The 22,877-nt window shown below is 60.5% G+C and carries 22 protein-coding genes; 9 read left to right on the top strand and 13 right to left on the bottom strand.

Annotated elements, in window-relative coordinates:
• Positions 1 to 39 precede the first annotated feature (39 nt).
• Complete coding sequence (locus tag ACA063_RS16460) at positions 40 to 399, bottom strand: DUF2784 domain-containing protein (RefSeq protein WP_497662496.1); 360 nt, start codon at positions 397 to 399, stop codon at positions 40 to 42.
• Positions 400 to 532: 133 nt separating this feature from the next.
• Between ACA063_RS16460 and ACA063_RS16455 the strand changes: the two genes are divergently transcribed.
• The 3 genes from ACA063_RS16455 (at position 533) to ACA063_RS16445 (ending at position 1,779) form a co-directional block, all read left to right on the top strand.
• Positions 533 to 1,234 (top strand): AzlC family ABC transporter permease, encoded by a 702-nt coding sequence (locus ACA063_RS16455; RefSeq protein ID WP_490147879.1) that lies wholly within the window; start codon positions 533 to 535, stop codon positions 1,232 to 1,234.
• Positions 1,234 to 1,545, top strand: a complete 312-nt coding sequence (locus ACA063_RS16450) for an AzlD domain-containing protein (RefSeq protein WP_162439235.1) — start codon at positions 1,234 to 1,236, stop codon at positions 1,543 to 1,545. The genes ACA063_RS16455 and ACA063_RS16450 overlap by 1 nt, the downstream gene beginning before the upstream one ends.
• Before the next feature lie 66 nt (positions 1,546 to 1,611).
• On the top strand, positions 1,612 to 1,779 hold the full coding sequence (locus ACA063_RS16445) for a hypothetical protein (protein WP_497662495.1): 168 nt from the start codon (positions 1,612 to 1,614) through the stop codon (positions 1,777 to 1,779).
• A 152-nt stretch (positions 1,780 to 1,931) separates the two neighbouring features.
• Here the strand turns inward: ACA063_RS16445 and ACA063_RS16440 are convergent, their stop codons facing one another.
• The 5 genes from ACA063_RS16440 to ACA063_RS16420 all read right to left on the bottom strand — a co-directional run bounded on the left by ACA063_RS16440 (position 1,932) and on the right by ACA063_RS16420 (position 8,447).
• A complete protein-coding gene (locus ACA063_RS16440; protein WP_497666540.1) occupies positions 1,932 to 2,204 on the bottom strand; it encodes a hypothetical protein in 273 nt (90 codons plus the stop codon).
• Positions 2,205 to 2,468: 264 nt separating this feature from the next.
• On the bottom strand, positions 2,469 to 3,149 hold the full coding sequence (locus ACA063_RS16435; RefSeq protein ID WP_497662494.1) for an SOS response-associated peptidase: 681 nt from the start codon (positions 3,147 to 3,149) through the stop codon (positions 2,469 to 2,471).
• Positions 3,150 to 3,369: 220 nt separating this feature from the next.
• Positions 3,370 to 5,550 (bottom strand): TonB-dependent siderophore receptor, encoded by a 2,181-nt coding sequence (locus tag ACA063_RS16430; RefSeq protein ID WP_497662493.1) that lies wholly within the window; start codon positions 5,548 to 5,550, stop codon positions 3,370 to 3,372.
• Between the two features lie 94 nt (positions 5,551 to 5,644).
• Positions 5,645 to 6,532 (bottom strand): YghX family hydrolase, encoded by an 888-nt coding sequence (gene yghX, locus ACA063_RS16425; RefSeq protein ID WP_497662492.1) that lies wholly within the window; start codon positions 6,530 to 6,532, stop codon positions 5,645 to 5,647.
• A 151-nt stretch (positions 6,533 to 6,683) separates the two neighbouring features.
• Complete coding sequence (locus ACA063_RS16420) at positions 6,684 to 8,447, bottom strand: L-lactate permease (protein WP_497662491.1); 1,764 nt, start codon at positions 8,445 to 8,447, stop codon at positions 6,684 to 6,686.
• Positions 8,448 to 8,640: 193 nt separating this feature from the next.
• Between ACA063_RS16420 and ACA063_RS16415 the strand changes: the two genes are divergently transcribed.
• Positions 8,641 to 8,877, top strand: coding sequence for a hypothetical protein (locus tag ACA063_RS16415; protein ID WP_497662490.1), 237 nt, complete (start codon positions 8,641 to 8,643; stop codon positions 8,875 to 8,877).
• Positions 8,878 to 9,044: 167 nt separating this feature from the next.
• Here the strand turns inward: ACA063_RS16415 and ACA063_RS16410 are convergent, their stop codons facing one another.
• From ACA063_RS16410 to ACA063_RS16380, 7 genes are all read right to left on the bottom strand, one after another.
• Entirely contained in the window at positions 9,045 to 10,469 is a 1,425-nt protein-coding gene (locus tag ACA063_RS16410) for a gamma-aminobutyraldehyde dehydrogenase (RefSeq protein ID WP_497662489.1), read from the bottom strand.
• A 122-nt stretch (positions 10,470 to 10,591) separates the two neighbouring features.
• The gene (locus tag ACA063_RS16405; RefSeq protein ID WP_497662488.1) at positions 10,592 to 12,130 is read right to left on the bottom strand and encodes an APC family permease; all 1,539 of its coding nucleotides are present in this window, start codon (positions 12,128 to 12,130) and stop codon (positions 10,592 to 10,594) included.
• A gap of 122 nt (positions 12,131 to 12,252) precedes the next feature.
• A complete protein-coding gene (locus ACA063_RS16400; protein ID WP_497662487.1) occupies positions 12,253 to 13,275 on the bottom strand; it encodes a heme-dependent oxidative N-demethylase family protein in 1,023 nt (340 codons plus the stop codon).
• 17 nt (positions 13,276 to 13,292) lie between these two features.
• Positions 13,293 to 14,261: a PDR/VanB family oxidoreductase gene (locus ACA063_RS16395; RefSeq protein ID WP_497662486.1), complete on the bottom strand. Its 969-nt coding sequence runs from the start codon at positions 14,259 to 14,261 to the stop codon at positions 13,293 to 13,295.
• The gene (locus tag ACA063_RS16390) at positions 14,258 to 14,860 is read right to left on the bottom strand and encodes a dimethylamine monooxygenase subunit DmmA family protein (protein WP_497662485.1); all 603 of its coding nucleotides are present in this window, start codon (positions 14,858 to 14,860) and stop codon (positions 14,258 to 14,260) included. Before ACA063_RS16390 ends, ACA063_RS16395 begins: the two co-directional genes overlap by 4 nt.
• A 381-nt stretch (positions 14,861 to 15,241) precedes the next feature.
• Positions 15,242 to 16,681, bottom strand: a complete 1,440-nt coding sequence (locus tag ACA063_RS16385) for a sigma-54 interaction domain-containing protein (RefSeq protein ID WP_497662484.1) — start codon at positions 16,679 to 16,681, stop codon at positions 15,242 to 15,244.
• Positions 16,678 to 17,808, bottom strand: coding sequence for a PAS domain-containing protein (locus ACA063_RS16380; protein WP_497662483.1), 1,131 nt, complete (start codon positions 17,806 to 17,808; stop codon positions 16,678 to 16,680). The genes ACA063_RS16385 and ACA063_RS16380 overlap by 4 nt, the downstream gene beginning before the upstream one ends.
• 361 nt (positions 17,809 to 18,169) lie before the next feature.
• On the opposite strand from ACA063_RS16380, the gene ACA063_RS16375 reads away from it, so the two are divergent.
• The 5 genes from ACA063_RS16375 (at position 18,170) to imuA (ending at position 22,877) form a co-directional block, all read left to right on the top strand.
• Positions 18,170 to 19,057, top strand: coding sequence for a Dyp-type peroxidase (locus ACA063_RS16375; protein WP_497662482.1), 888 nt, complete (start codon positions 18,170 to 18,172; stop codon positions 19,055 to 19,057).
• A gap of 15 nt (positions 19,058 to 19,072) precedes the next feature.
• A complete protein-coding gene (locus tag ACA063_RS16370; RefSeq protein WP_497662481.1) occupies positions 19,073 to 20,041 on the top strand; it encodes a Gfo/Idh/MocA family protein in 969 nt (322 codons plus the stop codon).
• 282 nt (positions 20,042 to 20,323) lie between these two features.
• Positions 20,324 to 20,440 carry a gamma-butyrobetaine hydroxylase-like domain-containing protein gene (locus ACA063_RS16365; RefSeq protein ID WP_497662480.1) on the top strand — a complete coding sequence of 39 codons (117 nt, stop codon included), beginning with the start codon at positions 20,324 to 20,326 and terminating at the stop codon, positions 20,438 to 20,440.
• A gap of 1,202 nt (positions 20,441 to 21,642) precedes the next feature.
• Entirely contained in the window at positions 21,643 to 22,260 is a 618-nt protein-coding gene (gene lexA, locus ACA063_RS16360) for a transcriptional repressor LexA (RefSeq protein ID WP_497662479.1), read from the top strand.
• Positions 22,260 to 22,877, top strand: coding sequence for a translesion DNA synthesis-associated protein ImuA (gene imuA / locus ACA063_RS16355; protein ID WP_497662478.1), 618 nt, complete (start codon positions 22,260 to 22,262; stop codon positions 22,875 to 22,877). Before lexA ends, imuA begins: the two co-directional genes overlap by 1 nt.

Genomic DNA, 22,877 nt, shown 5'->3' with positions numbered 1-22,877 from the left:
GGAGCGCCAGGGTTCAACGTCCTCGGGCGATCTGTTGATTCAATGGGCGCGTCGCCACACTCGAAGATAGACCCCAACGTTGATCACCAGCACCACCGCGCCAAGCCCCAGCTGAATCGCGGGGGTGAGGCCGGCGGGGTAGATCACCGGCCACACGTAATGTTCGATGAAGCCGCCCCCGTAACCGGTTTGCCCGGCCGCCAGGCGCATGCGGTTTTCCCATTCCGTCAGCGGGCAGATCAGGTGAAAGACTTCCACCGCGACGCCCCAGGCGGCGGCGGGCAGGTGCCACCAGATCAAGTGGCGCCACTTGAGCACCAGCAGCCCGCCAAACAGCACGAACAGGATGAACAACAGGTGAAACAGCACCAGCCCGTCGGCGGCGATTCGATACAGCATGTCGACTCCGTGAGGTGTCAGGCGAGCAGTGGGCGGAGGGATTAATGCGACCCTTCAACGAATGACAAATTTTTAGAGCCATCGGCGATGAGTGCTGGCAAAGTCTGACATCTTTTTTCCGGTCAAGAGCGTTATGTCCAACTCACACCTGCCTCGCAGCGCATTCTTGCGCGGCGCCGTGGCGATCCTGCCGTTATCCCTGGCAACCGCGCCGTGGGGGCTGCTGGCCGGCTCCATGGCGATTGAAGCGAATCTCACACCTCTACAAGGCCAGGCACTGTCGGGCATTGTGTTTGCCGGTGCCGCACAATTGGTTGCCATCGGCATGCTCAAGGGCGGTGCCGGTATCTTTTCGATTCTGCTGACCACGTTGCTGCTGACGTCGCAACACTTGCTCTACGGCATGAGCCTGCGCTCGGTGATCTCGCCTTTGCCGGGTCGCTGGCGGGTGGGGTTGGGTTTTTTGCTTACCGATGAGCTGTTCGCCCTGACCAGCCAGTATGACAAGCAGCAATTCAACCGCTGGTACGCGCTGGGTGTCGGGCTGACGTTCTACATCGCCTGGAACCTCTTCACGTTGGCCGGCATCGTGCTCGGCAGCAGCATTCCGGGGCTTGAGCATATGGGCCTGGATTTCTCCATCGCGGCGACCTTCATCGCGCTGATCACACCCGTGGTGCGCAACGTGCCGACGGTGGCCTGCGTGGCGGTCTCGTTGTTCTGCTCGGTGCTGTTCAGCTACTGGCAATTGGGCTCGGCGCTGGTCCTGGCGGGACTGGCGGGGATGACCACAGGGTTTCTCTGCAACAAATTCTATGTGAGGCAAGCAGCATGATGGTCTGGGCGGTGATCTTCGGGATGGGCGCGTTGGTGTTTCTCAACCGCTACGTGTTTCTTGAGCCACGGCTGCCGGTGCGCCTGAGCAGTAATGTCCGGCAGTTTCTGGGGTTCGCTGTGCCCGGCATGTTGACGGCGATCTGCGGGCCTATCGTGTTTATGCCCGACAGGCAACTGAACCTGCAGTGGGACAATCCGTACCTGATCAGCTCGCTGGTGGCCGTTGCGCTGGTGATTTACACCCGCAACACGCTGCTGAGCATGTTGTTGAGCATGGCGTTTTTCTTCCTGCTGCGTTGGTGGCTGTGAGCCAGATGCCGGAATGTGTTCTACGCTGAAACCTGATGACTGATCCCTTCAGGAAGAGAGGTGAACATGGCAAATGAACCCAAGCATCCAGGCTCGGATAATGGCGTGGATGAAGACACGGATGAACCATCGCAAGAAGAAATCGAGCGGCAAAGACGTTCGATCCCGGATTGGAAACATGACGAGAGTCGGGAGTTATCGGAGCGTGATATCGAAAGACCGTTGAAACCCTGACCAAAACAAAAGATCGCAGCCTTCGGCAGCTCCTACACTGATCCATGTAGGAGCTGCCGAAGGCTGCGATCTTTTGATCTTTTGATCTTTTGATCTTTTGATCTTTTGATCTTTTTTCGAAATAAGCTCGAAAGCTAACTCAGCGCAGTGCTTCAAACATCTTCCACAAGCAGCTCATCAGGGTGAGCCGCCCGATAACCCAATGTCTTGTCGATCCAGGCATTCAGCTCATTGACCATCACCGGATGTTTACCCGGATAGTTGCGCAAAGCGGCGCGCAGGGCCGCTTCAATAGCGGGTATTGATTGCAGGTTTCGGGTGTTGATGTATTGCCCGATAAAACAATCGAGTGCATAGCGTTCAGTGGTCGAAAGAAAAACACACTCCAGACCACCAGGTACATTGGTAGATAAATCGTCGCGCAACTTAATTCTCTGCAAGGCTTGAGTTTCAGGGGCTCTTTTTTCGCTTGTTGACTCTTCGGTCAATCCAGCTGAGGCCATGGGCATGGCGGCGCGCATGCTAGCGGCAGTCGTCTCAAATGTATGTATGACAATCGAAATGTCAGACAGGCGGTGAAGGCGGCAAACTGCCACTCTTTAGCAATAGTGTTTCTTGGATGAAACAGTGAGTGTAACGATTTAACTTATCTGCCTGTCTATACAACTAAGACTGATTCGTTGAAGTGTTCAAGCAACTTTCTCAATTAACGCCGGCCCCTGGTTTCTTGAATTGCCGACGGCTTTGTCCACCTTGTACCACTCAAAAATGTCACTGCTTTCACCTTGCATCAGCGCTATCTGTTCTGCGCGTTCCCTCGGCGTCGCAGGATCAAGCCACTCCCGCGCGAGTTCGGGTGACAACACGATCGGGCGCCGGTCATGGATGTCGAGCATGCCGCCAGCGCTGTCCGCCGTGACAATAACGAATCCGTCATCCGCCCGCGGCTCGGCGCCTCGGCTGGGAAACTGGCCGATGGCTGCGCAGAAAACCGTTTCGCGGTCTTTACGGCGGATGAGCCAGGGCTGCTTCGTCTTGTCCGTGGCCTCTACCCATTCGAACCAGTTGTCGATCGGCACAATCGCCCGGTGCGGCCAGATCGCCCGAAAGAACGGCCCATGGGCGACTTTTTCAACACGCGCATTGATCGGCGGCGGACGATCCTTGGCCCAGTGCGGGCGCCATCCCCAACGAACCGTGTCGGCGTGCAGACCGTCGTCTTCCAGATGCAGCAGGGCGAGTTGGGTGGTAGGCGCGGCGTTGTAGCGGGCCAGCGGCTCATCACCGACGTGATTGATCATCGCGTCGGGAATGCTCAGCGCTGCAACGAAATCGTGAATACCCCGGTATTGCGATAAACGTCCGCACATTGGCTGATCCTCGGGTGGATAGTTTCAGCATAGGTGCAGATTGTTGGAGCGTCGGTGGGAACAGGCCGGGTCAGGCATACCTCGATGCTGAATGTCCCACCGCTATCGCGAGCAGGCTCACTCCTACAGGGGATTTTTGTTGGAAGCAGATCCAGTGTCCACCGCAGATCAAAATGTAGGAGTGAGCCTGCTCGCGATGGCGCCGTGTCAGACACCCGGATCAGAAGTTGATCGAAGCACTCAACCGTGCGGTCAGCGGTGCGCCCTGGAACACATAGTCATCCCCCATGTATTCCCCCGCGTCGCGCCAATAGCGCTTATCAAACAGGTTGTCCACGCTCAGCCGGAACACCGTCTCATAGCCGTCGATGCGCGTACTGAAGCGACTCCCGACGTTGAAGATCGCATACGCCCCCGTCTCCACTTCACCCACCTGACTGGCGTACTTGCTGGCGCTGTACTGCACGCCGCCCAGCACTGCCAGACCCTCAACCCACGGCAGCGCATAATCCCCATAAAGGCTGGCACGCATCGTCGGCACATTGATCGTCTGGTGGCCTTCATAAGCGGGCGTTCCGGTACCGGTCACCCGCGATCGAATCGCCGCAACGCTGGCGCTGATCTGCAGGCGCTGCGTGGCCCAACCGTTGGCCGACAGTTCCAGCCCGGTGTTTTTCTGTTCGCCCTGTTGGGCAAAGGTAAAGGTGCCGTCGTCATTCGGCCGGGCGTATTGGTAGTCCTGACGAATCTGGAACAACGCCGCACCGAGGGTCATGCGCTGCCAGTCGTACTTGATCCCTGCCTCGATCTGCCGTGAAACCGTTGGCGCCAGGATCTCGAACGCATTGGTGGTGAACCAGGCCGCTTCACCGCCCAGGGACAGCCCTTTGCTGTAACGGGTATACAACGACAGGTTGTGCACCGGCTTGTAGATCAGCGCAGCCTGGGGCAGGAATTCATACCGCTGGGTGTGGCGCGTGGTGTCGCCCTGGCTGTCGAAGGTTTCTTCATCCAGTCGCACTTCGCGTCCGCCCAGCACGGTTTGCCAGCGTTCGTTGAAACTGATCCGGTCATTGAAAAACAGTCCGTACTGGCGGCTGTCCAGACGGCGGAAGGAATCGTTGAGCGGTCCGTCGTAGCGGGCGAAGTCTTCCGGTTCGCGGTTGATGTTGCCGCTGCCGATCATCACGTTGATCGGGTCGCGTTTATCCACCACCCGGCGAAATGCACTGGTGCCTACGGTTAGTTCGTGCCCGAGGCCGGCCGTGTCGAAACGCCCGCTGAGTGTCGCCTGGACCTCGTCGTTGCGGCGGGTGTCGTCGGGGCTGCGGAAGTCATAGATGTCGTAGTCGCCTTCGGGGCTGAAGTAGTTCGGCACCGCGGCGTCGGCGCAACTGGTGGCGCCGTAGCAGCCCCAGGCGAAGGAACTGTAATCGTCGATCACCACCCGGCTGCGCGACGCGCTGAGGTTGCCTTTCCAGTCGTCGCTGAAACGGTATTCGAAGTTGCCGTTGAGGTTCAACGCATCGGTGGTGACCGGCCTGGAACCGCTCTGGTGAGCCAGCAGTTTTTTCGGTGAGGCGTGGTGCGGCAACGTCGTGCCACCGAGTAACTGGTAGCCCGGTGCCGAGCGTTGTTCCTTGGTCTGGTACTCCGCGTCCAGTTGCAGGAGCGCGTTCGGGCTGATGTTCCAGTCAAACGCCAGGGAGGCGAAATCCCGCTGGCCGTTGGTGTGTTCGACATACGAATGAATGTCTTCATGGGCGAGGTTGGCGCGCAGTCCGAACTGCTGCTCGCTGCCGAAGAAACCGCCGACATCGGTGGCCAGGTAGCCGCTGCCCCGATCGTCTGTCGATACTGTCACCGACTGCACATCGGTGGGGCGTTTGGTCACGTAGTTGACCAGCCCGCCCGGTTCGGAGACGCCGCTTTCCAGGCCGGAAAGCCCCTTGAGCAACTCCACCTGCTGTTTGTTTTCCAGCCCGACGTTCTGCTCGCCAGTGATGGTGCGCCCGTTGATCTTGTAGCTACTGGCGGAATTCAACGAGAAGCCGCGCACCACGAAGTTTTCGTAGTACCCGACCGGGGCGTAGCTCTGGCCGACCGATGCATCGTTGCGCAGCACCTCGCTGAGCAGGCGCGCCTGCTGATCCTTGATCAGGGCGTCGTTGAAAACTGAAATCGACGCCGGCGTGTCAAGCAAGGGGGCGGCATCGAAACCACTGACCGATGCGTTGTCGGCTTGATAGCCGGAAGTGTCTTCGCCGGTGACGGTCAGCGCTGGCAGCTCGGTCTCGGCCGCCAGGGCGGTGTTGGCCGACAGCAGGCCCAGGGTGAAGCAATTGAGCGCGAACCGCGGAGCGGACAATCCCTTGTGACGTGTCCGGTAAAGCCTGTCCATGAAAACTCCTCGATGAATGACTCGCGCTAAAAGCGCGCCATCATACAGAGGACGTATCGGAATCGGGATGTGTTAGTGCGTCGTCGCATTGCCTTTAAACCAGATAACGCTGAAACCACGCCAGTGTGCGGTCCCACGCCAGCTTCGCCGCCGCCTCGTCGTAGCGGGGTGTCGAGTCGTTATGAAAGCCGTGGTTGGCGCCGGGATAGATGTACGCCTCGTACGTCTTGCCCGCAGCTTTCAGCGCCTGCTCATACGCGGGCCAGCCTTCGTTGATGCGCGTGTCCAGTTCGCCGTAGTGAAGCATCACCGGGGCCTTGATCCGGGGCACGTCCTTTGCCTCAGGCTGGCGACCGTAGAAAGACACGGCGGCGCCCAGTTCCGGGTAGGCCACGGCGGCCGCATTGGCGACCCCGCCGCCGTAGCAGAAACCGGTGATACCGACTTTTCCGGTGCCCATGTCGTGCTTCATCAGCCACTCGATGGCCGCGAAAAAATCATTCATGAGCTTTTCCGGATCGACCGTGGCTTGCAGCTCGCGCCCCTTGTCATCGTTGCCTGGATAGCCACCCACGGACGTCAGTCCATCGGGGGCGAGGGCGATGAAACCGGCCTTGGCCACACGCCGGGCTACGTCTTCGATGTAGGGGTTGAGCCCGCGATTTTCATGCACGACCACCACCGCCGGCACCTTGCCGGTGGCCTTCGCCGGTCTGACCTGATAGGCACGAACCTGGCCGTTACCCTTGGGCGAAGGGTAGGTGATGTACTCGGCGACAATGTCCGGGTCGGTGAATTCCACTTGCTCGGCGAGGGCGTAGTTGGGGCTCAGAGCGGCCAGCAGGGCGCTGGCAGTCAACCCACCGAGAGTGAACAGCGCCGCACGGTCCAGAAATTCGCGCCGATTGATCTTGCCGTGAGCGTAGTAGTCATAGAGTTCGAGCAATTGCGGGGAAAAGTCTTTCGCAGTGAGACGCGTCATCTGTCTACCTCCTGTTGGCTGATCACTCATAGCGACACCCTACCTGTGGCGAGGGAGCTTGCTCCCGCTGGGCTGCGAAGCAGTCCCTTTTTTAAGGCCGCTTCGCGACTCAACGGGAGCAAGCGCCCTCGCCACAGGTCTTCATTGAATGTCAGTGCCCACCGACGACCATATGGCTGAACGGCGCGACATACGCCTGCAAGGTCACCAACCCGCCGACCAGAATCGCCAGGACAATCGAGTGGAAAAACACGTAGCGCAGAATTTCCCCTTCATGCCCGTACCAGCGTGTTGCCGTGGACGCCACGACGATCGACTGGGCATCGACCATCTTGCCCATGACCCCGCCGGAACTGTTGGCTGCGGCCATCAACACCGGACTGATCCCCAGTTGTTCGGCGGTCACGCGCTGCAAGCCACCGAACAGCACGTTGGAGGCCGTGTCCGAGCCCGTCAGCGCCACGCCGAGCCAGCCGAGGAGGGTGCCGAACATCGGGTAGAAAATGCCCGTCGCCGCGAAGGCCAGGCCCATGGTTGCGTCCAGCCCGGAATAGCGGGTGAGGTAGCCCAGCGCAAGCATCGCCGCGATGGTAATCAGCGAATAGCGCACCACCCACAACGTTCGTACGTACTGGCTGATCAGCTGCGGGATGGAATAGCCCATCAGCAGTCCGCCGAGGATCGCTGAAAACAGGATCCCGCTGCCGGTCGCCGTGAACCAGTTGAACTTGTAGATCGCCTCCTCGGTTTTTGGTGCAGGCACCACAGGCGGCACCTTCTCGACTTGCTGGTGCAAGGTGGTGAATGTCAGGGCCGGTGAGAAGATCGGGTTTGCTTCGCGCATCGGCTTGCCCTGTGGATCAAGCTTGGCCGAGTGGGTGACCGGGTCGATGGCAGGACGGGTGTCGAACATGTTTTTGAAGCCCTGGGTGCCCCAGGCAAACACGAAGACGGTCAGGATGATCCACGGCATCCACGCGCGCATGACGGCGGGCTTGGCGTCGCTGGCAAAGGTTGCGGTGGGTTCGGGCTTCTTGTCATGCTCGGCGTCGATTTTTGAATTGTCGACACGGCCGGACAGGGCCGCAGAGGTGTGCACCGTGGCGGGTTTCCACACCTTGAGGAATCCGGCCAGGCAGGCCATGGAGATCAGCGCAGCGATCACATCCACCAGCATCGGCCCGTGGTAGTTGGACACGAGGAACTGCGGTACCGCAAAACTGACCCCGGCCACCAGGATTGCCGGCCAGACTTCCAGCATTTTGCGCCAGCCCGCGAACGCCCAGATCAACCAGAACGGCACGAGCACCGAGAAAAACGGTAGCTGCCGGCCAACCATCATCGACAGTTCCATTTCATCCAGCCCGGTGACTTTGGCCAGGGTAATGATCGGGGTGCCCAGCGCCCCGAAGGCGACCGGCGCGGTGTTGGCGATCAACGCCAGGCCGGAGGCGGCCAGGGGCGAAAAGCCCAGTCCGATCAGAATGGCACCGGTCACCGCCACCGGGGTACCGAACCCGGCAGCCCCTTCAAAGAACGCCCCGAAGCAGAACGCGATCAACAGCAGTTGCAAACGTCGATCATCGGTAATCCGCGCCAGCGAGTCTTGCAGCACCTTGAACGAACCGTTCTCGGTGGTCAGCCGGTGCAGGAAAATAATGTTGAGCACGATCCAGCCAATCGGCAGCAAGCCATTGGCGGCACCGAACAGCGCTGCGGACCCTGCCATGTTCGCAGGCATGCCGAAGGCAAAAATGGCGATCAGCAAAGCCGATGCCAAGGCAAGCAGTGCAGCGAGATGCGCCTTGATGTGAAAGAAAGCCAGGGAAGCCAGCATCACCACGACCGGCACGGCGGCCATGATCGTGGAGATGACCGGGTTGTTGAACGGATCGTAGATTTGCTGCCAAACCATGTTCCACCTCTGCTTTTTATTGTTGGACGTGCAGACCCCGAGGGGGCGGTGGTTTTGAGTATAGGTGGCATTGCGCCGCTGTCAGGGCGCTGTTTTCAGGCGGTTCAGTGGGCCATTTTGGTGCGAAATGGTGAGCTAACATGAGTGCAGGGGAACACCTGACTCGGACTTCAACGACCGGAGGATTGCTGCAATGACTGAACGCCATTTGGACCATAAGGAGACGTTGTCGAATGGATGCACCATCGAGGTAAAAGCGGAAATATTGAGAGACGGCTCGTTGAAGATGTTGATCGGTGTTTACCGACCGGACGGCACGGTCATTTTTGAAGATCCAGACCCCAAGCCGCACTTGCTGGACATGGAAGCGGCGCTGGATTGGGGGGTGGACATTGCCAAGGGGATCGGGAACGGGCAGAGGACGTTGTGATCGAGGCGAGGTCATCGCCAGCAGGCTGGCTCCCACAGGGATTGTGTTTTGGCTGTTGGGACTGGGGTGACGCCATCGCTGGCAAGCCAGCTCCCACAAGTTTTGTGGTTGCCCACAGGACCGGAGTACACCCCAACCCTGTGGGAGCTGGCTTGCCAGCGATGCTGTTAGTGCTTGAACATCACATGCCGGACCACGGTGTAATCTTCCAACCCGTACATCGACATGTCCTTCCCGTAACCGGACAATTTCTGACCGCCATGGGGCATTTCGCTGACGAGCATGAAGTGCGTGTTCACCCAGGTGCAGCCGTACTGCAGGCGCGCCGACAGGCGATGCGCACGGCCGACGTCCGAGGTCCAGACCGATGACGCCAGGCCGTAGTCCGAATCGTTGGCCCAACCCAGCACCTGCGCTTCATCGGTGAATTTCGTCACCGACACCACCGGCCCGAACACTTCACGACGGACAATCTCGTCATCCTGCTGCGCATCCGCCAATACTGTCGGCTCGAAGAAGAAGCCGTTGCCTTCCACGGCCTTGCCGCCAGTGATCAAACGGATGTGCGGCTGCGCCACGGCGCGCTCGACGAACCCGGCCACGCGGTCGCGGTGTTGCGCGGTGATCAGCGGCCCCAGCTCGGTCGACGGATCGTCCTGCAAGCCGTACTTGATGCTGCTCACGGCCTCACCGAGCTTCTCGACGAACTGCTCGTAGATCCCCGCCTGGGCGTAGATGCGGCACGCCGCGGTGCAATCCTGGCCGGCGTTGTAGAAACCGAAAGTACGAATGCCTTCCACGGCGGCGTCGATGTCCGCGTCGTCGAAGATGATCACCGGGGCTTTGCCACCCAGTTCCATGTGCATGCGTTTGACGCTGTCGGCGGTGCTGGAAATGATGTTCGAACCGGTGGCGATCGAACCGGTCAGCGACACCATGCGCACTTTCGGGTGGGTGACCAGAGGGCTGCCCACGGTAGGACCCCGGCCAAACACCAGATTGAGTACGCCGGCCGGGAAAATCTCCGACGCCAGTTCGGCCAGGCGTAACGCCGTCAACGGCGTTTGTTCCGACGGCTTGAGCACCACGGTATTACCCGCAGCAAGGGCCGGGGCGATTTTCCAGGCGACCATCATCAGCGGGTAGTTCCACGGCGCGATGGAGGCGATCACGCCCACCGGATCGCGACGAATCATCGAGGTGTGGCCGGGCAGGTATTCGCCACCCGCCGAACCGCTCATGCAGCGGCTGGCGCCGGCGAAGAAGCGGAACACGTCGGCAATCGCCGGGATCTCGTCATTCAGCGCAGCGCTGTAGGGCTTGCCGCAGTTGTCCGATTCCAGCTTGGCCAGTTCTTCGCCGTGGGCTTCGATGGCGTCGGCCAGTTTGAGCAGCAGCAGCGAGCGGTCTTTCGGCGGGGTTTGCGACCAGCTGTCGAACGCGGCATCGGCGGCGCGCACGGCGGCATCGACCTGGGCTTCGCTGGCTTCGTTGATCTCCACCAGAACGCGGCCGAGGGCCGGGTTGAACACGGCTTGAGCGGGGCCTTCGCCATCGATCAGTTGGCCGTTGATCAGGAGTTTGGTTTGCATCTCTATGTCCTCTTCAGAACTGTTGTTATGTCTTCTGGAGAAACCGGACCCTGTAGGAGCTGCCGCAGCCTGCGGCAGCTCCTACAGAAGTTCGGTTTCGACAGGGATTTATTTATATGTCTTCAAATCGTCGGTCTATTGACCGCCGCCCCGGACACATCAGCTGCCTTGACCTGCGGTTTCGAAAACTTCCACGCATCCCCAGCCGGCGCCGTGCCCTTGTCGTAGGGCTTGCCCAGCAGCATGTAGACCAGACCCGCACCCATCACCACCAGCGTGGTCAGGATCATCGCGTAGTTGATGTACCAAGGGGCATCCGGCGAGCGTGGCCAGACCATGTTGACGATTGCGCATAGGCCATACAGCAGCGCAGCCAGGTTCACCCACAGGCCCCATGCACCGAGGGTAAATTGACCGTTCGGGCGCCAGCCCTTGGCGCGGGCGATCAGGGCCGCGATGACGATCAACTGGAAGGCGACGTAGATGCCGATGGCCGCGAAGCCGACGATGGTCGCCACCGCATCGGCCATGAACATTCCCAGGCAAACAATGGCCGCCGGCACCAGGCCGCTGATCATCAAGGCAAACGATGGCACGTGGTTGCCCGACAGGCGCTTGAGCAGTGAACTGCCAATGATCATTTCGTCGCGGGCGTAGGCGAACAACAGACGGCTGGCCGCCGCTTGCAGGCTCAACACACAGGAGATGAAAGACACCATGACCACCGCCATCACCAGGCGCGATCCGACCGGGCCGAAGGCATTGGCCAGGATGGTGGCGACCGGATCGGTGTCTTCGCCAGCGAGGACCCTGGCCATGTCCGGCACTGAAAGGATCAGCGCCAGGCACGCGAACATCGCTGCTGCACCCCCAATGTAGATGGTCATGCGCATGGCTTTGGGAATGCGCTTACCGGGGTTCGGGGTTTCTTCGGCTACATCGCCGCAGGCCTCGAAGCCGTAGTATTGGAACAGGCCGGCCAGGGACGCCGCGAGGAAGGCTGGCAAGTACGAGCCGTTGACCTGCAGGTTGAAGGTGTCGAACAGCACGCTGAAGGGTTGATGACGCTCGAAGATCAACAGGTAGCCACCGACGAGAATCGCCCCGACCAGCTCACAGAGAAAACCAAACATCGCCACCCTTGCCAGCAGTTTGGTACCGACCAGGTTTAGCGCGGTCGACAGCAAAATAATGCTCAACGCGATGTAAATGTTGGCTTCGGGGCCAGGGTTGAAGCCCAGCATAATGGCCAGATAGGGTCCGGCGCCCACGGCAACCCCGGCGATGGTTGCGCACAAGGCCCAGGCATACACCCAGCCGACCATCCACGCCCAGCGCTTGCCGACCAGCCGGCGCGCCCACGGATAGACACCGCCGGAAATCGGGAACTGCGAGACGATTTCACCGAAGATCAAGCACACCAGTAGCTGACCGGCGCCGATCAGCAGGTAGGACCAGAACATCGGTGGACCGCCAGCGGCCAGGCACAACCCGAACAACGTGTACACGCCGACGACCGGCGACAAATAGGTAAAGCCCAGGGAAAAGTTTTCCCAGAGGCTCATGCTTCGATTGAAATCCGAACTGTAGCCGAGGGCGCGGAGCTGTTCCGCATCCTGATCGGCACTGACGCTTGCACGCGTGTTGGATGAGCCACTCATGTTATTTCCTCATTATTAATGGCAGTGGATTGCGCGAGGTAGAACCTGTGGGAGCCAGCCTGCTGGCGATGACGCCCTGAAGACCGCCATCGCCAGCAGGCTGGCTCCCACAGGGGATCGCGTCAGGCTTTGGGCTCGTCGTCGTACTGCGACAGCCATTCAACAGCCGCATCGCGGTAGCGGCTAAAGCCCTTGTAATCGACCAGTTGCTGGTTCAGATCCCGCAGAACCCGATGCATGCGTCGCGCCCACGCCGGGTTGGTGGCGATGTCCTCAAGGCTCAGCAGATACGTACGAATCGGGAACACGATGGCGTTGCTGCGCGGCAATCGATGCAGCGGCTGCAACTCGATCCGCAGGTACACCAGCTTGCCGGCATTTTCCGCGGTCACGAGGGTGCGGTCCGGCGCCCACTCCGGCAGGCTTTCGGCCGAGACTTCAAGGCGTGGATTGACCGTCAGCGACCAATTCAGGCGACGCACCGGGTGCCCGGTGCGCAAGCGCAGCAGAAACTTGAGCGCGCGATCGAGCATGCCGATTTCCTTCACCAGCGGCACCGGTCCGTGGAACTCTTCCCAACTCATGCCCAGGTTGAAGCGCAGGGAGTAATCGGCGCGTTGGGTGGCGATTCCCGCGCCCCAATAGAGCGTGCCATCGCGTTCTTCCTGCAGCACCCAATCGCCCTGAGCCTGGCGGGTTACGTATTCCATCGGTTCATAGGGCAGGGTCGCCGGATCGCCAAAGGTGAAACGATCGTCGATGTCCAGCAGGCGGTTGATCCAGTGCCACTGGCGACCTTCGCGCTCCAGGCTGAAGTACTGCGGATAGTCGCGTGCGTAGGATTCCATGATCAATTCGAGCAAGTCCCATTGCGCCTCCATCATGTGTGGCGCCGAGACGTAGTGCATGCCCGGGTCTTTTTCCAGGGTGATCGCGCGGTCCTTGCACTCACTGATGTAATGCTCGTCGATATCGAACGCGGCCCTGAACGCACCGTCACCTACCGAGACATGCGGCTCCAGGTTCATCGAGTACATGTAGTCGTCATCGGGGAACGGGAAGGGCGCGCGGGCGATGGTCTCCGGGCTGTTGGTGAAGGTGTAGTCGTCGCGGTAGGTTTCGTCGGGATTGAATTTTATGTTCATTGTTTTTTCTCCGTCGATCAGAGGTCGATGACCAGGCGATTGCACTTGGCGCGGGATACGCAGGGCATGATTTTCTTGCGGCTGGTTTTGTCTTCGTCGGACAGCCAGTCATCGCTGTGCAGCAACTCGCCATCGAGCTCGAGCACGTCGGTTTCGCAATGACCACAGGCGCCCCCGCGACACAGGTAAGGCAGGCTGTAGCCGGCAGCTTCCACCGCTTCGAGCATGGTCTGGTCGGGCGAAACCTCGATGGTTGCGCCGCTGCGGCCCAGGGTGAAACTGAAGGCTTCACCGCCGCTGCTTTGTTCGAGGAAGCGCTCGAAGTGCACATGGCTGTCGGTCCAGCCCAGATCCCTGGCGCACACCAGCGTGGCGTCGATCATGCTGTCCGGCCCGCACACGTAAACGTGGCTGCCCAGCGGACGGTCGGCGAGGACTCGACCGATCTCCATACGCGCATCGACACCCTTGCGATACAGATGAACCTGGGCGCCATAAGTGGCCTGCAATTCCTTGCCGAGTTGCGCATGTGCTTCACCGCGCACGGCGTAATGCAGCTCGAAAGGCACCTTGCTCAGGCGTAACTCTTCGAGCTGGGAAATCACTGGTGTGATACCGACGCCGCCGGCAATGAAGATGTGCAGACGCGCCTGCTTGATCAGCGGGAACAGGTTGACCGGTGGCGTGACCTCGATCAGATCCCCTTCACTGACATCGTCGTGCATCGATACCGAGCCGCCACGGCCGCTGTCTACCCGGCGCACGGCGATCTGATAACTGCTGGTGTCGTAGGGCGAACTCAGCAGCGAGTAGGGATTGCGCAGTGTGGTGTGCGGGTTGGAAATCAGCACCACCACGTGGCTCCCGCCGGAAAAGGCCGGCAAGTGCGCACCGGTTGGCGACACCAGGGTGAAGCGCTTGATTTCCGGCGTCACTGCTTCTATGCGGGCGACCCGCAGGTTCAACGTCCCATTGTTCTGGCTCATGTATCGAGCTCCTCTGCTTCGGGCAATTCACCCGGGACTTCAGCATCGGCCTTGACCGCCTGAAAGGCCGCCAGGCGCCGGGAATAGTGATCGCGCACCACCAGCGTGACGCCGCAACCGGGGCAGTCGTAAACGCGTTGGGTGACGTTTTCGGTGTAGGTGTCGCAATGCACGCACCAGACTCGGCGCACCAGCGTCCCGGAGTGCTCGCGCAAGACTTCGTCGCGGTTGAGGTCGAAATGCGTCGCCACTTGCATGGCGCTGCCCAGAAAACTTTCCGAGCCGGCGAGGTACAGACGGGTGCCCATACGCGCATCGCCGAGCAAGCTTTTGAGCTCGTCGATCAGCGCCTGGTTGGTCGCGTGCAGGTGAAGAGGGTGTTGTGGGTGCTGCTGCAATTGGGCGAGGAAATCCTGGCCGGAAAAAGACTCCTGGGAGTACAGCAAGGTGATAGGTCTGTTCTGCCCGTTCATGTCGGCCAGCAGGCGCAACATGGCGCGACCGCCGCTGCCTTGCCCGGCAATGATGTGCCGGATGCCGCCTGGCAGCGGTTGCAAGCGGTCATAGACGGGTCGGCTTTTGATCCCGGTGATCAACATTCTTATTATTCCTCCTGGCTACCGGCTCGGCTGTGAGAAGCCGGCCCTGATGCAATGCCCAGCGTGGGTGGGTTGCAGGTAGCAGGAGCACAGGTCGTGCCAATTGTTTAAGTCATTGTAAATAAAGGGTTTTGTTTTATTGCGGGGGAGAGGGACAGGCAAAAGTAACTAGATATGTATGCGTTTTTGCAGCGGTAGCATCGCAACGTACGGACCTTTGGTGGGAGCCCTGTAGGAGCTGTCGAGTGAAACGAGGCTGCGATCTTTTGATCTTCGCTTTTAAAGGCAAAATCAAAAGATCGCAGCCTCGTTTCACTCGACAGCTCCTACAGGAGTCCTACGGGGCTACGGGGCTACAGGGCTCCAACATGAGCGCGTGCGTTACTCGTCGCGCTGGAGCTTGCGTATTAACGTCCCGATGTCGATCCCCAAGTGCTGCGCAGCTTTGCGCTTGCTGCCACACAGATGGACCGCTTTAAGAATGATCTGCCGCTCGAAATGCTGCACCTGAAGCTTCAGATTCTGCTCCGGGTCATCCTGCGAAATGACATCCGTGACCCGCGTCTTCAAGGGCTCATGATCGGGTCCCGTTTCCAGCAATTCTGCGGGCAGGTGATGCTCTTGCGCTTCATCGTCGGCGAGTACCGCCAGGCGTTCGAAAATGTTCACCAGTTCACGGACATTGCCTGGGTAGTCATAGCTCATCAACCGCTTGCGGCAGCCGGCAGACAAGCTCAACGACGGCTCACGATCGCCATTGATGCGGCTGAGCAAGATGTCGATGAGAAAGGGCAGGTCGTCCCGGTGCTGGCGCAGGGGCGGGATTTCCACCGGCAGGACTGCCAGGCGATAGTAGAGATCGGCGCGAAATTCGCCGACGCTCACAAGATGACGCAAGTCCTTGTTAGTGGCCGCTATCACCTGTACCTGCACGGTTTTGCTCAGGGGCGAGCCGACTGACTGAATGGTGCTGTCTTCAAGAAACTTCAACAGCTTGGCCTGGACGTGCAGCGGAATTTCGCCGATCTCGTCGAGGAACAACGTCCCGCCTGCAGCGGCCTCGATATAGCCTTGCTTGCCGCCCGCCAGTGCGCCGGTGAAGGCGCCGCGTTCATAGCCGAACATTTCCGACTCGAACAGGCTTTCTGGAATGCTCCCGCAATTGACGTGGATGAACGGCCGATCGCCCCAACCGGCTGCGCGGTGGATATGCCGTGCGATGGCGGTTTTGCCGACACCCGGCTCACCGAGCAACAGCAACCTTGCGCGACGCCGGAAGGCGCGCACGCCCGTGTCGGCGATGCTCGATAGCTGCGGGGAAAGGTGCAGCGCGTTGTCCTGTGGATCGCGCAGGCCTTGGGGTTCCACGGGGCGGGCACCGAGTGACGCTCGACGTGGTGTCTGGCTGGCGTCGAAGTCTTTCTGGGTCAACATCCTGAACGGTTTTTCATACGCCCCGGTGGGTATGGCGTGGGTGCTACTGAGCATCACCCGGCCTTCCCGGGAACGGGTCAAGGCATTGTTGCCGCCGCGATTCATCGCGGCCTGCAAGTCGTCGTAGTTCAACGCCGAACGCTGGAAGAACTCACTCTCGGACAGCCCGATGGCTTGCTGTTTCGAGAGGCGATTGACCCGCTCGGCGGCCAGGTTGAGAAAACGCACGCGGCCCTCGCCATCCGTCACGATCAGCGCTTCGCTGAAGCTGTCGAGCAGGGCATGCAGTGCCGGGGTTTGCAGCAGCGCGGCGAGCACTTCACTGCTGACGTTGACCGAAGAGCGCATGCCCATCTGCAAGGTAGGCGGCAGGTTCGAGTCTTTCATGGGTGCAGCTCTTGGGGACGCAAGACACCCTGGCGTTCACGAAATACCGCGACGCGCCAGGCCACGCCTTCGCGAATCAGAATGCGCGAACAATGCACGTCGAAGTCCGGCTCGCGGCCACTCAAATCGGGCAGCGGCAAGCGGTGCCAGGTGCGCTCCGGCAGGGCATTGTCCAGCAGGAGGCGGGCGATGCCGGCGCCATTGGTGATGCCGAAGGTCTCTTCAAACGCTGCGTTGCGCCATTGCGGTTGCAGGTGCTCATCGATCACCAGCACGGCGTCCGGTACGGCGTCGAACACCCGTCGCAAGGCGTCGATACGCTGCTCGGCGTCGTGCTGCATGCGCAGTTCCTGACTGACGTCGCGGATGCTGCCCCACATGCGTAACAGGTGCCCGTTGACGATGGTGGCGCGAACATCGTTCTCGACATAGGCGGGTGAACCATCGTGGCGGCGGTCCACGGACAGCGCACAGTCGACGCTGAAACCGGCTTCGATCAGGCGTCGCACGAATTCTTCGTTGGCCGGGCTGCGCGGCCAGTAAAGGCGTACGGGTTGCTGGTTGAAATCAACGTCGGACGGCATCTCGTAGACATCGGCCATCGCCCGGTTGCACAGGCGCCAGTGCGAGTCGTTTTCGAAGACCTGGCGAACGATTTCATCCGGCGAGTTGTTGATGTCCACCGCGTCGGCGAACTCGATGCACCAGTAGGCGACTTTGGCGCTTTGCAGCATCTGGCTCATCACTTCGTTGGCGTTGTGCATTTCCCGCACGCGATGGCCCAGCGCTCCGAGCGCAATGTTGAGCAAGTGCAGGCGCGCCGGTTGAACCGAACGCCATTCCAGCAGGCCGCTGGCGATGACGTGCAGCAACCCACCGTTATGGCGAATGAGGGTCAATTCCAGGCTGTGGACCTGCTCGTCGGCGGGAGGATTGGCAAACAGCATGCGCAGGGCACGCACAGACTCGACGCTGTAGAAGCGTTCGATCGGCTGGTTCAGTGTTTCATCAGGCGCATAACCCAATTGATCGCTCAAGCTCTCGGACAGGCTGACGAGTAACCCGTCGGCACTGACGGTGCTGGTGAGCGGCGGGGCCTTTTGGGCCAGGAAATTGAGAGTATCCATCGGGGCAATCGGCTCTGGTTGGCTTGGGAGACCTGGCTGAGAAACGCGCAGGTAATCAATACGGGGGCACATCCCATGCCATGTGCGGCACGTTGCACACCACATCCCTGTAGCAGCTGGCGAAGCCTGCGTTGGGCTGCGCAGCGGCCTTGGGCGGTCCTGCGGACACGCAACGCAGCCTCGTGCCTCGGCAGCTGCTACAGAGATAGTGAATGTTTCAAGTGCTGTGATTTTGCAGGTGATGTGCATTTTTGCAGCGCCTGCATTGAGCTTAATGCGTTTTCAGAGGGCAATGAATCTATCCGATCAATGACCATCCTCTTCGCTGCGGGTAAACTGCGCCTCTTTTCAAGGAGTTCATATGAGTTACTACCAGCCGGGCATTCTCGCCACCCCCGTTCCACTTCAAGCCCGTCATATGTTCTTCGCGCTGGAATCCGTCGACGCACTGCCGGCAGCACTCGACAAGCTGATGCAACTGGTGGACGGCAAGTCGGCCGTGGTTGGTTTTGGTGAATCCCTGGTCAAAGCGCTGCACAGTCAGGTCGATGGTTTGCGCCCGTTTCCGGCAATGACCGGCGTCGGCGTCGACAACCCGTCGACCCAGCACGCGCTTTGGTGCTGGTTGCACGGTATTGACCGGGGCGAATTGCTCAATCGCAGTCAGGCCATCGAAACGGCGCTGGCGCCAGCGTTTCGTCTGGTGCAGATGAACGAAACCTTCCGCCACCTCACCGGCCACGACCTGACCGGTTACGAGGACGGTACTGAAAACCCTCACGATGAAGCCGCCGTGGCTGCTGCATTGCTGGGTGAAGGTGCCGAAGGCCTGGTGGGTGGCAGTTTTGCTGCGATCCAGCAGTGGCAGCACGACCTGAAGGGCTTTCGTGCGTTGCCGTCCCATGAAACCGACAACATCATGGGCCGTCGCCTGAGCGACAACGAAGAGCTCGACGATGCGCCGATCTCGGCTCACGTCAAACGCACGGCACAGGAAAGCTTCGCCCCGGAAGCGTTCGTGGTCCGGCGTTCGATGCCGTGGATCGAAGGTGATCGTGCCGGTCTGATGTTCCTGGCGTTCGGCTTTTCTCTCGACGCCTTCGAAGCGCAACTGCGCCGCATGAGCGGTCTGGAAGACGGGATCACTGACGGCTTGTATCGCATCAGTCGACCGATCACGGGAGGTTACTACTGGTGCCCACCGCTCAAGGATGGACATCTGGACCTGCGCGCATTGCGCATCGGCTGATATCAGGGAGTGACAATGAACGTAGTGCGCTGGGGCATGATTGGTTGTGGCGACGTGACTGAACGCAAGAGCGGACCGGCCTTTTACAAGGCACCTGGCTCGGCGTTGGTGGCAGTGATGGGGCGGCGCCTGGACGCGGTGAGCGATTACGCCGCGCGCCACGGCATCGCACGGATTTACACCGACGCCGATGCGTTGATCAACGACCCTGAAGTCGACGCGGTGTACATCGCTACGCCACCCGACAGCCATCAGGCTTACGCCCTGAAAGTGGCCGCCGCCGGCAAGCATTGCTGCGTCGAGAAACCCATGTCACTGAATGCCCGGCAAAGCCAGCAGATGCATCAGGTTTTTGCCGATGCCGGACTGCACCTGTTCGTGTCCTACTATCGGCGCTCCCTGCCGCGTTTTCAGCAAGTGCGCCAATGGCTGGAAGAGGGGCGGATCGGTGAGGTTCGACACCTGACCTGGACACTGACAAAAGCCCCGTCTGCAACGGACAGCGACGGCGCAGCCAACTGGCGCACCGATCCGGCGATTGCCGGTGGCGGCTACTTCGCCGACCTCGCCAGCCATGGCCTGGACCTGTTCCAGTACTTGCTTGGCGATATTGTCGACGTCGCCGGGTTCACGGCCCGGCAAGCCGGTTTGTATGCCGCCGAAGACGCCGTCAGCGCCTGTTGGCGGTTTGCCAGCGGTGCGACGGGCATGGGTTGCTGGAACTTTGTCGCCGACCGTCGCGAGGACCGGGTCGAACTGATCGGCAGCCGAGGGCGGATCAGCTTTTCGGTGTTCGACGAACATCCGGTGCAACTGGAGGCCGAAGAACAGCTCAGTGTGCACATCGACAATCACCCGCACATCCAGTGGCATCACGTGCTGGGCATGAATGCCCATATCCGTGGTGAGTCGCAGCACCCCGCGGTGGCCGAGCAGGCATTGAAAACCGATTGGGTGATGGACCGAATTCTCGGCAGAATCTGAACCTCCGTAGAACGCTGGATTGCTTTTGTGGCAAGGGAGTTTACTCCCGCTGGGTCGCGAAGCGGCCCTAAAAAGAGGGACTGCTGCGCAGCCCAGCGGGAGTAAACTCCCTCGCCACAAAAGCTCCATCGGACCGCAGGTTTGTGGTGCAACCGACCTTTTCGGCAAGCCTATCCTTATACCCAAACGTTATTTCCCAACCATAAAACCCCTGTCTAAGATCACGTCATAACTCGTTATAACAAGTGATCTTCATTACCGATAACGTTCTATCTCTCAGCAGTGTCCCGCTGCACACCCAACTGCGGGAGCCTGCAACTCGTCTTCAGCGATGGCCATGATCGTGGGATTTATCCATGGGCTTACCTGGCACAACTCTCTCGTGAAACCACCCCATAACCCAGGTGGGAGATTCCATGTTGCCCAGCGCCCCTGAATTCTCAGGCTGACAGGTTTCTTTCAGATGTCCCCGGATCAAACTGTGGGAGCTGGCTTGCCGGCGATGCGGTCTGGTTGGTGGTGAGTATTTCCCTGATGCACCCGGATCAAACTGTGGGAGCTGGCTTGCCAGCGATGGCGCCCTGACAGTCGCTCATTTCTGGCGGGTGTACCCAGATCAAATTGTGGGAGCTGGCTTGCCAGCGATAGCGCCCTTACAGTCGCTCATTTCTGGCGGGTGTACCCAGATCAAATTGTGGGAGCTGGCTTGCCAGCGATAGCGGCCTGATCGGCTGTGAGATTGTTGTTGGTGTACATATCCATTCCTGCGGTCACGGCGGCTATTGGTTTCGCTCTTACAGCGAGTCACTTGGAGGAGCGCCAAGTAACCAAACGCTCTTGCCCCTTTCGTCCGGTGCCTCGCCGGGGCTCGGCATACCCTCACTCCGGTCCTGCTCCGTGGGCCCGCCGCGATCGGCCATCCATGGCCGTGCGCGGCTAACCCGGCATCCATGCCGGGTTGCCCACTGCGCAGAACCTGCGCTCGGCCTGCCGAGGGGGCAAGAAGATCAAGATCAAAAGCAGATCAAAAACAAAGCGAGGCGGCCTGACAGCCGACCTGACGCTTCAGGCCTGCGCGTTTTCCTGTGGGAGTGAGCCTGCTCGCGATGACGGCCTGATAGCCGACAGGTTTCTTCCAGATGTACCCGGATCAAACTGTGTGTGTGGCTTGCCGGCGATGGCGGCCTGATTGGCGGTGAGATTTTGCAGGTGTGCATATCCATTCCTACGGTCACGGCGGCTATTGGTTTCGCTCTTACAGCGAGTCACTTGGAGGAGCGCCAAGTAACCAAACGCTCTTGCCCCTTTCGTCCGGTGCCTCGCCGGGGCTCGGCATACCCTCACTCCGGTCCTGCTCCGTGGGCCCGCCGCGATCGGCCATCCATGGCCGTGCGCGGCTAACCCGGCATCCATGCCGGGTTGCCCACTGCGCAGAACCTGCGCTCGGCCTTCCGAGGGGGCAAGAAGATCAAGATCAAAAGCAGATCAAAAACAAAGCGAGGCGGCCTGACAGCCGACCTGACGTTTAGGTGTTCCCCGCTCCAACGTTTCATCGGACATTTCCTACAAGTCCTTGCCAGAAAAAAACCGAAAGAGTACAAATGTACTCCATGACGACTCTCACTCCCCGCCGTACCGCCATCCTGACGTTTATCCGCGAACGCATCGCTGAGAAAGGTCAGTCCCCGAGCCTCGCTGAAATCAGCGAGGCGTTCGGTTTTGCCTCCCGCAGCGTGGCGCGCAAGCATGTGCTGGCGCTGACCGATGCCGGTTTTATCGAGGTCAACCCGCATCAGGCCCGAGGCATTCGCTTGCTCGGGCAACCGCCGCGCCCCGAGCTGCTGGACATTCCGGTCCTTGGCCGGGTCGCGGCCGGTGCGCCGATTGGCGCCGATGCCGAGGTGCATAGCCGCCTGCTGCTCGATCCGTCGATCTTCTCCCGGGTGCCCGACTACATGCTGCGGGTTCGCGGTGACTCGATGATCGGGGACGGCATTCTCGACGGTGATCTGGTGGGCGTGCACCGCAGCCCCGAAGCGGTCAACGGCCAGATCGTCGTGGCGCGACTTGACGGCGAAGTCACGATCAAGCGCTTCGAGCGGGTCGGCGACACGGTTCGCCTGTTGCCACGCAACCCGGCCTATCAACCGATCATCGTCGAAGACGACCAGGACCTGGCCATCGAAGGCGTGTTCTGCGGTCTGGTGAGGCAAGGCTGATGGGCGCCGTCGTTGCGTTGGATACGCTGTTCAATGGCGGCCAGGTCTGGAAGGGCCGGCCTGCGCCACCGGCCGTCAGCCCGCAACCCACGGGGCATGCCGCGCTGGATGCGGCGTTGCCCACCGGTGGCTGGCCGGAAGCGGCCTTGACCGAAATTCTGTTGGCCGGGCAGGGCGTCGGCGAGTTGCAACTGGTGTGGCCGGCGCTGGCCAGGCTGTCGGCGGCGGGCGAGCGCATCGTGCTGGTGGCACCGCCTCACGTGCCGTACCCCCAGGCCTGGCAGAGCGCCGGGGTCGATCTGCGCCAGTTGTCGATCATCCAGGCCAGCGAGCGCGATGCGCTGTGGGCGGCGGAGCAATGCCTGCGCTCGGGCAGTTGCGGCGCGGTGCTGTGCTGGCCGCACAAGGCCGATGATCGTGCCTTGCGCCGCTTGCAGGTCGCGGCAGAAACCGGCTCGACCCTGGCGTTCGCCTATCGCTCGATCAGTGAAGCCATCAACCCGTCGCCCGCGGCCCTGCGCATTGCCATTGATGCCAGGCCCGCGCAATTGCGCGTGCTCAAGTGCCGGGGCGGGCTGGCCCGTTCGGCACCGATTGCTTTCCCCGTGGGGCATTGA

This window comes from Pseudomonas sp. LBUM1643, assembly GCF_059716215.1.
Note: the sequence above shows the minus strand (reverse complement) of the source record. Positions and strands in the feature narration are given on the sequence as shown.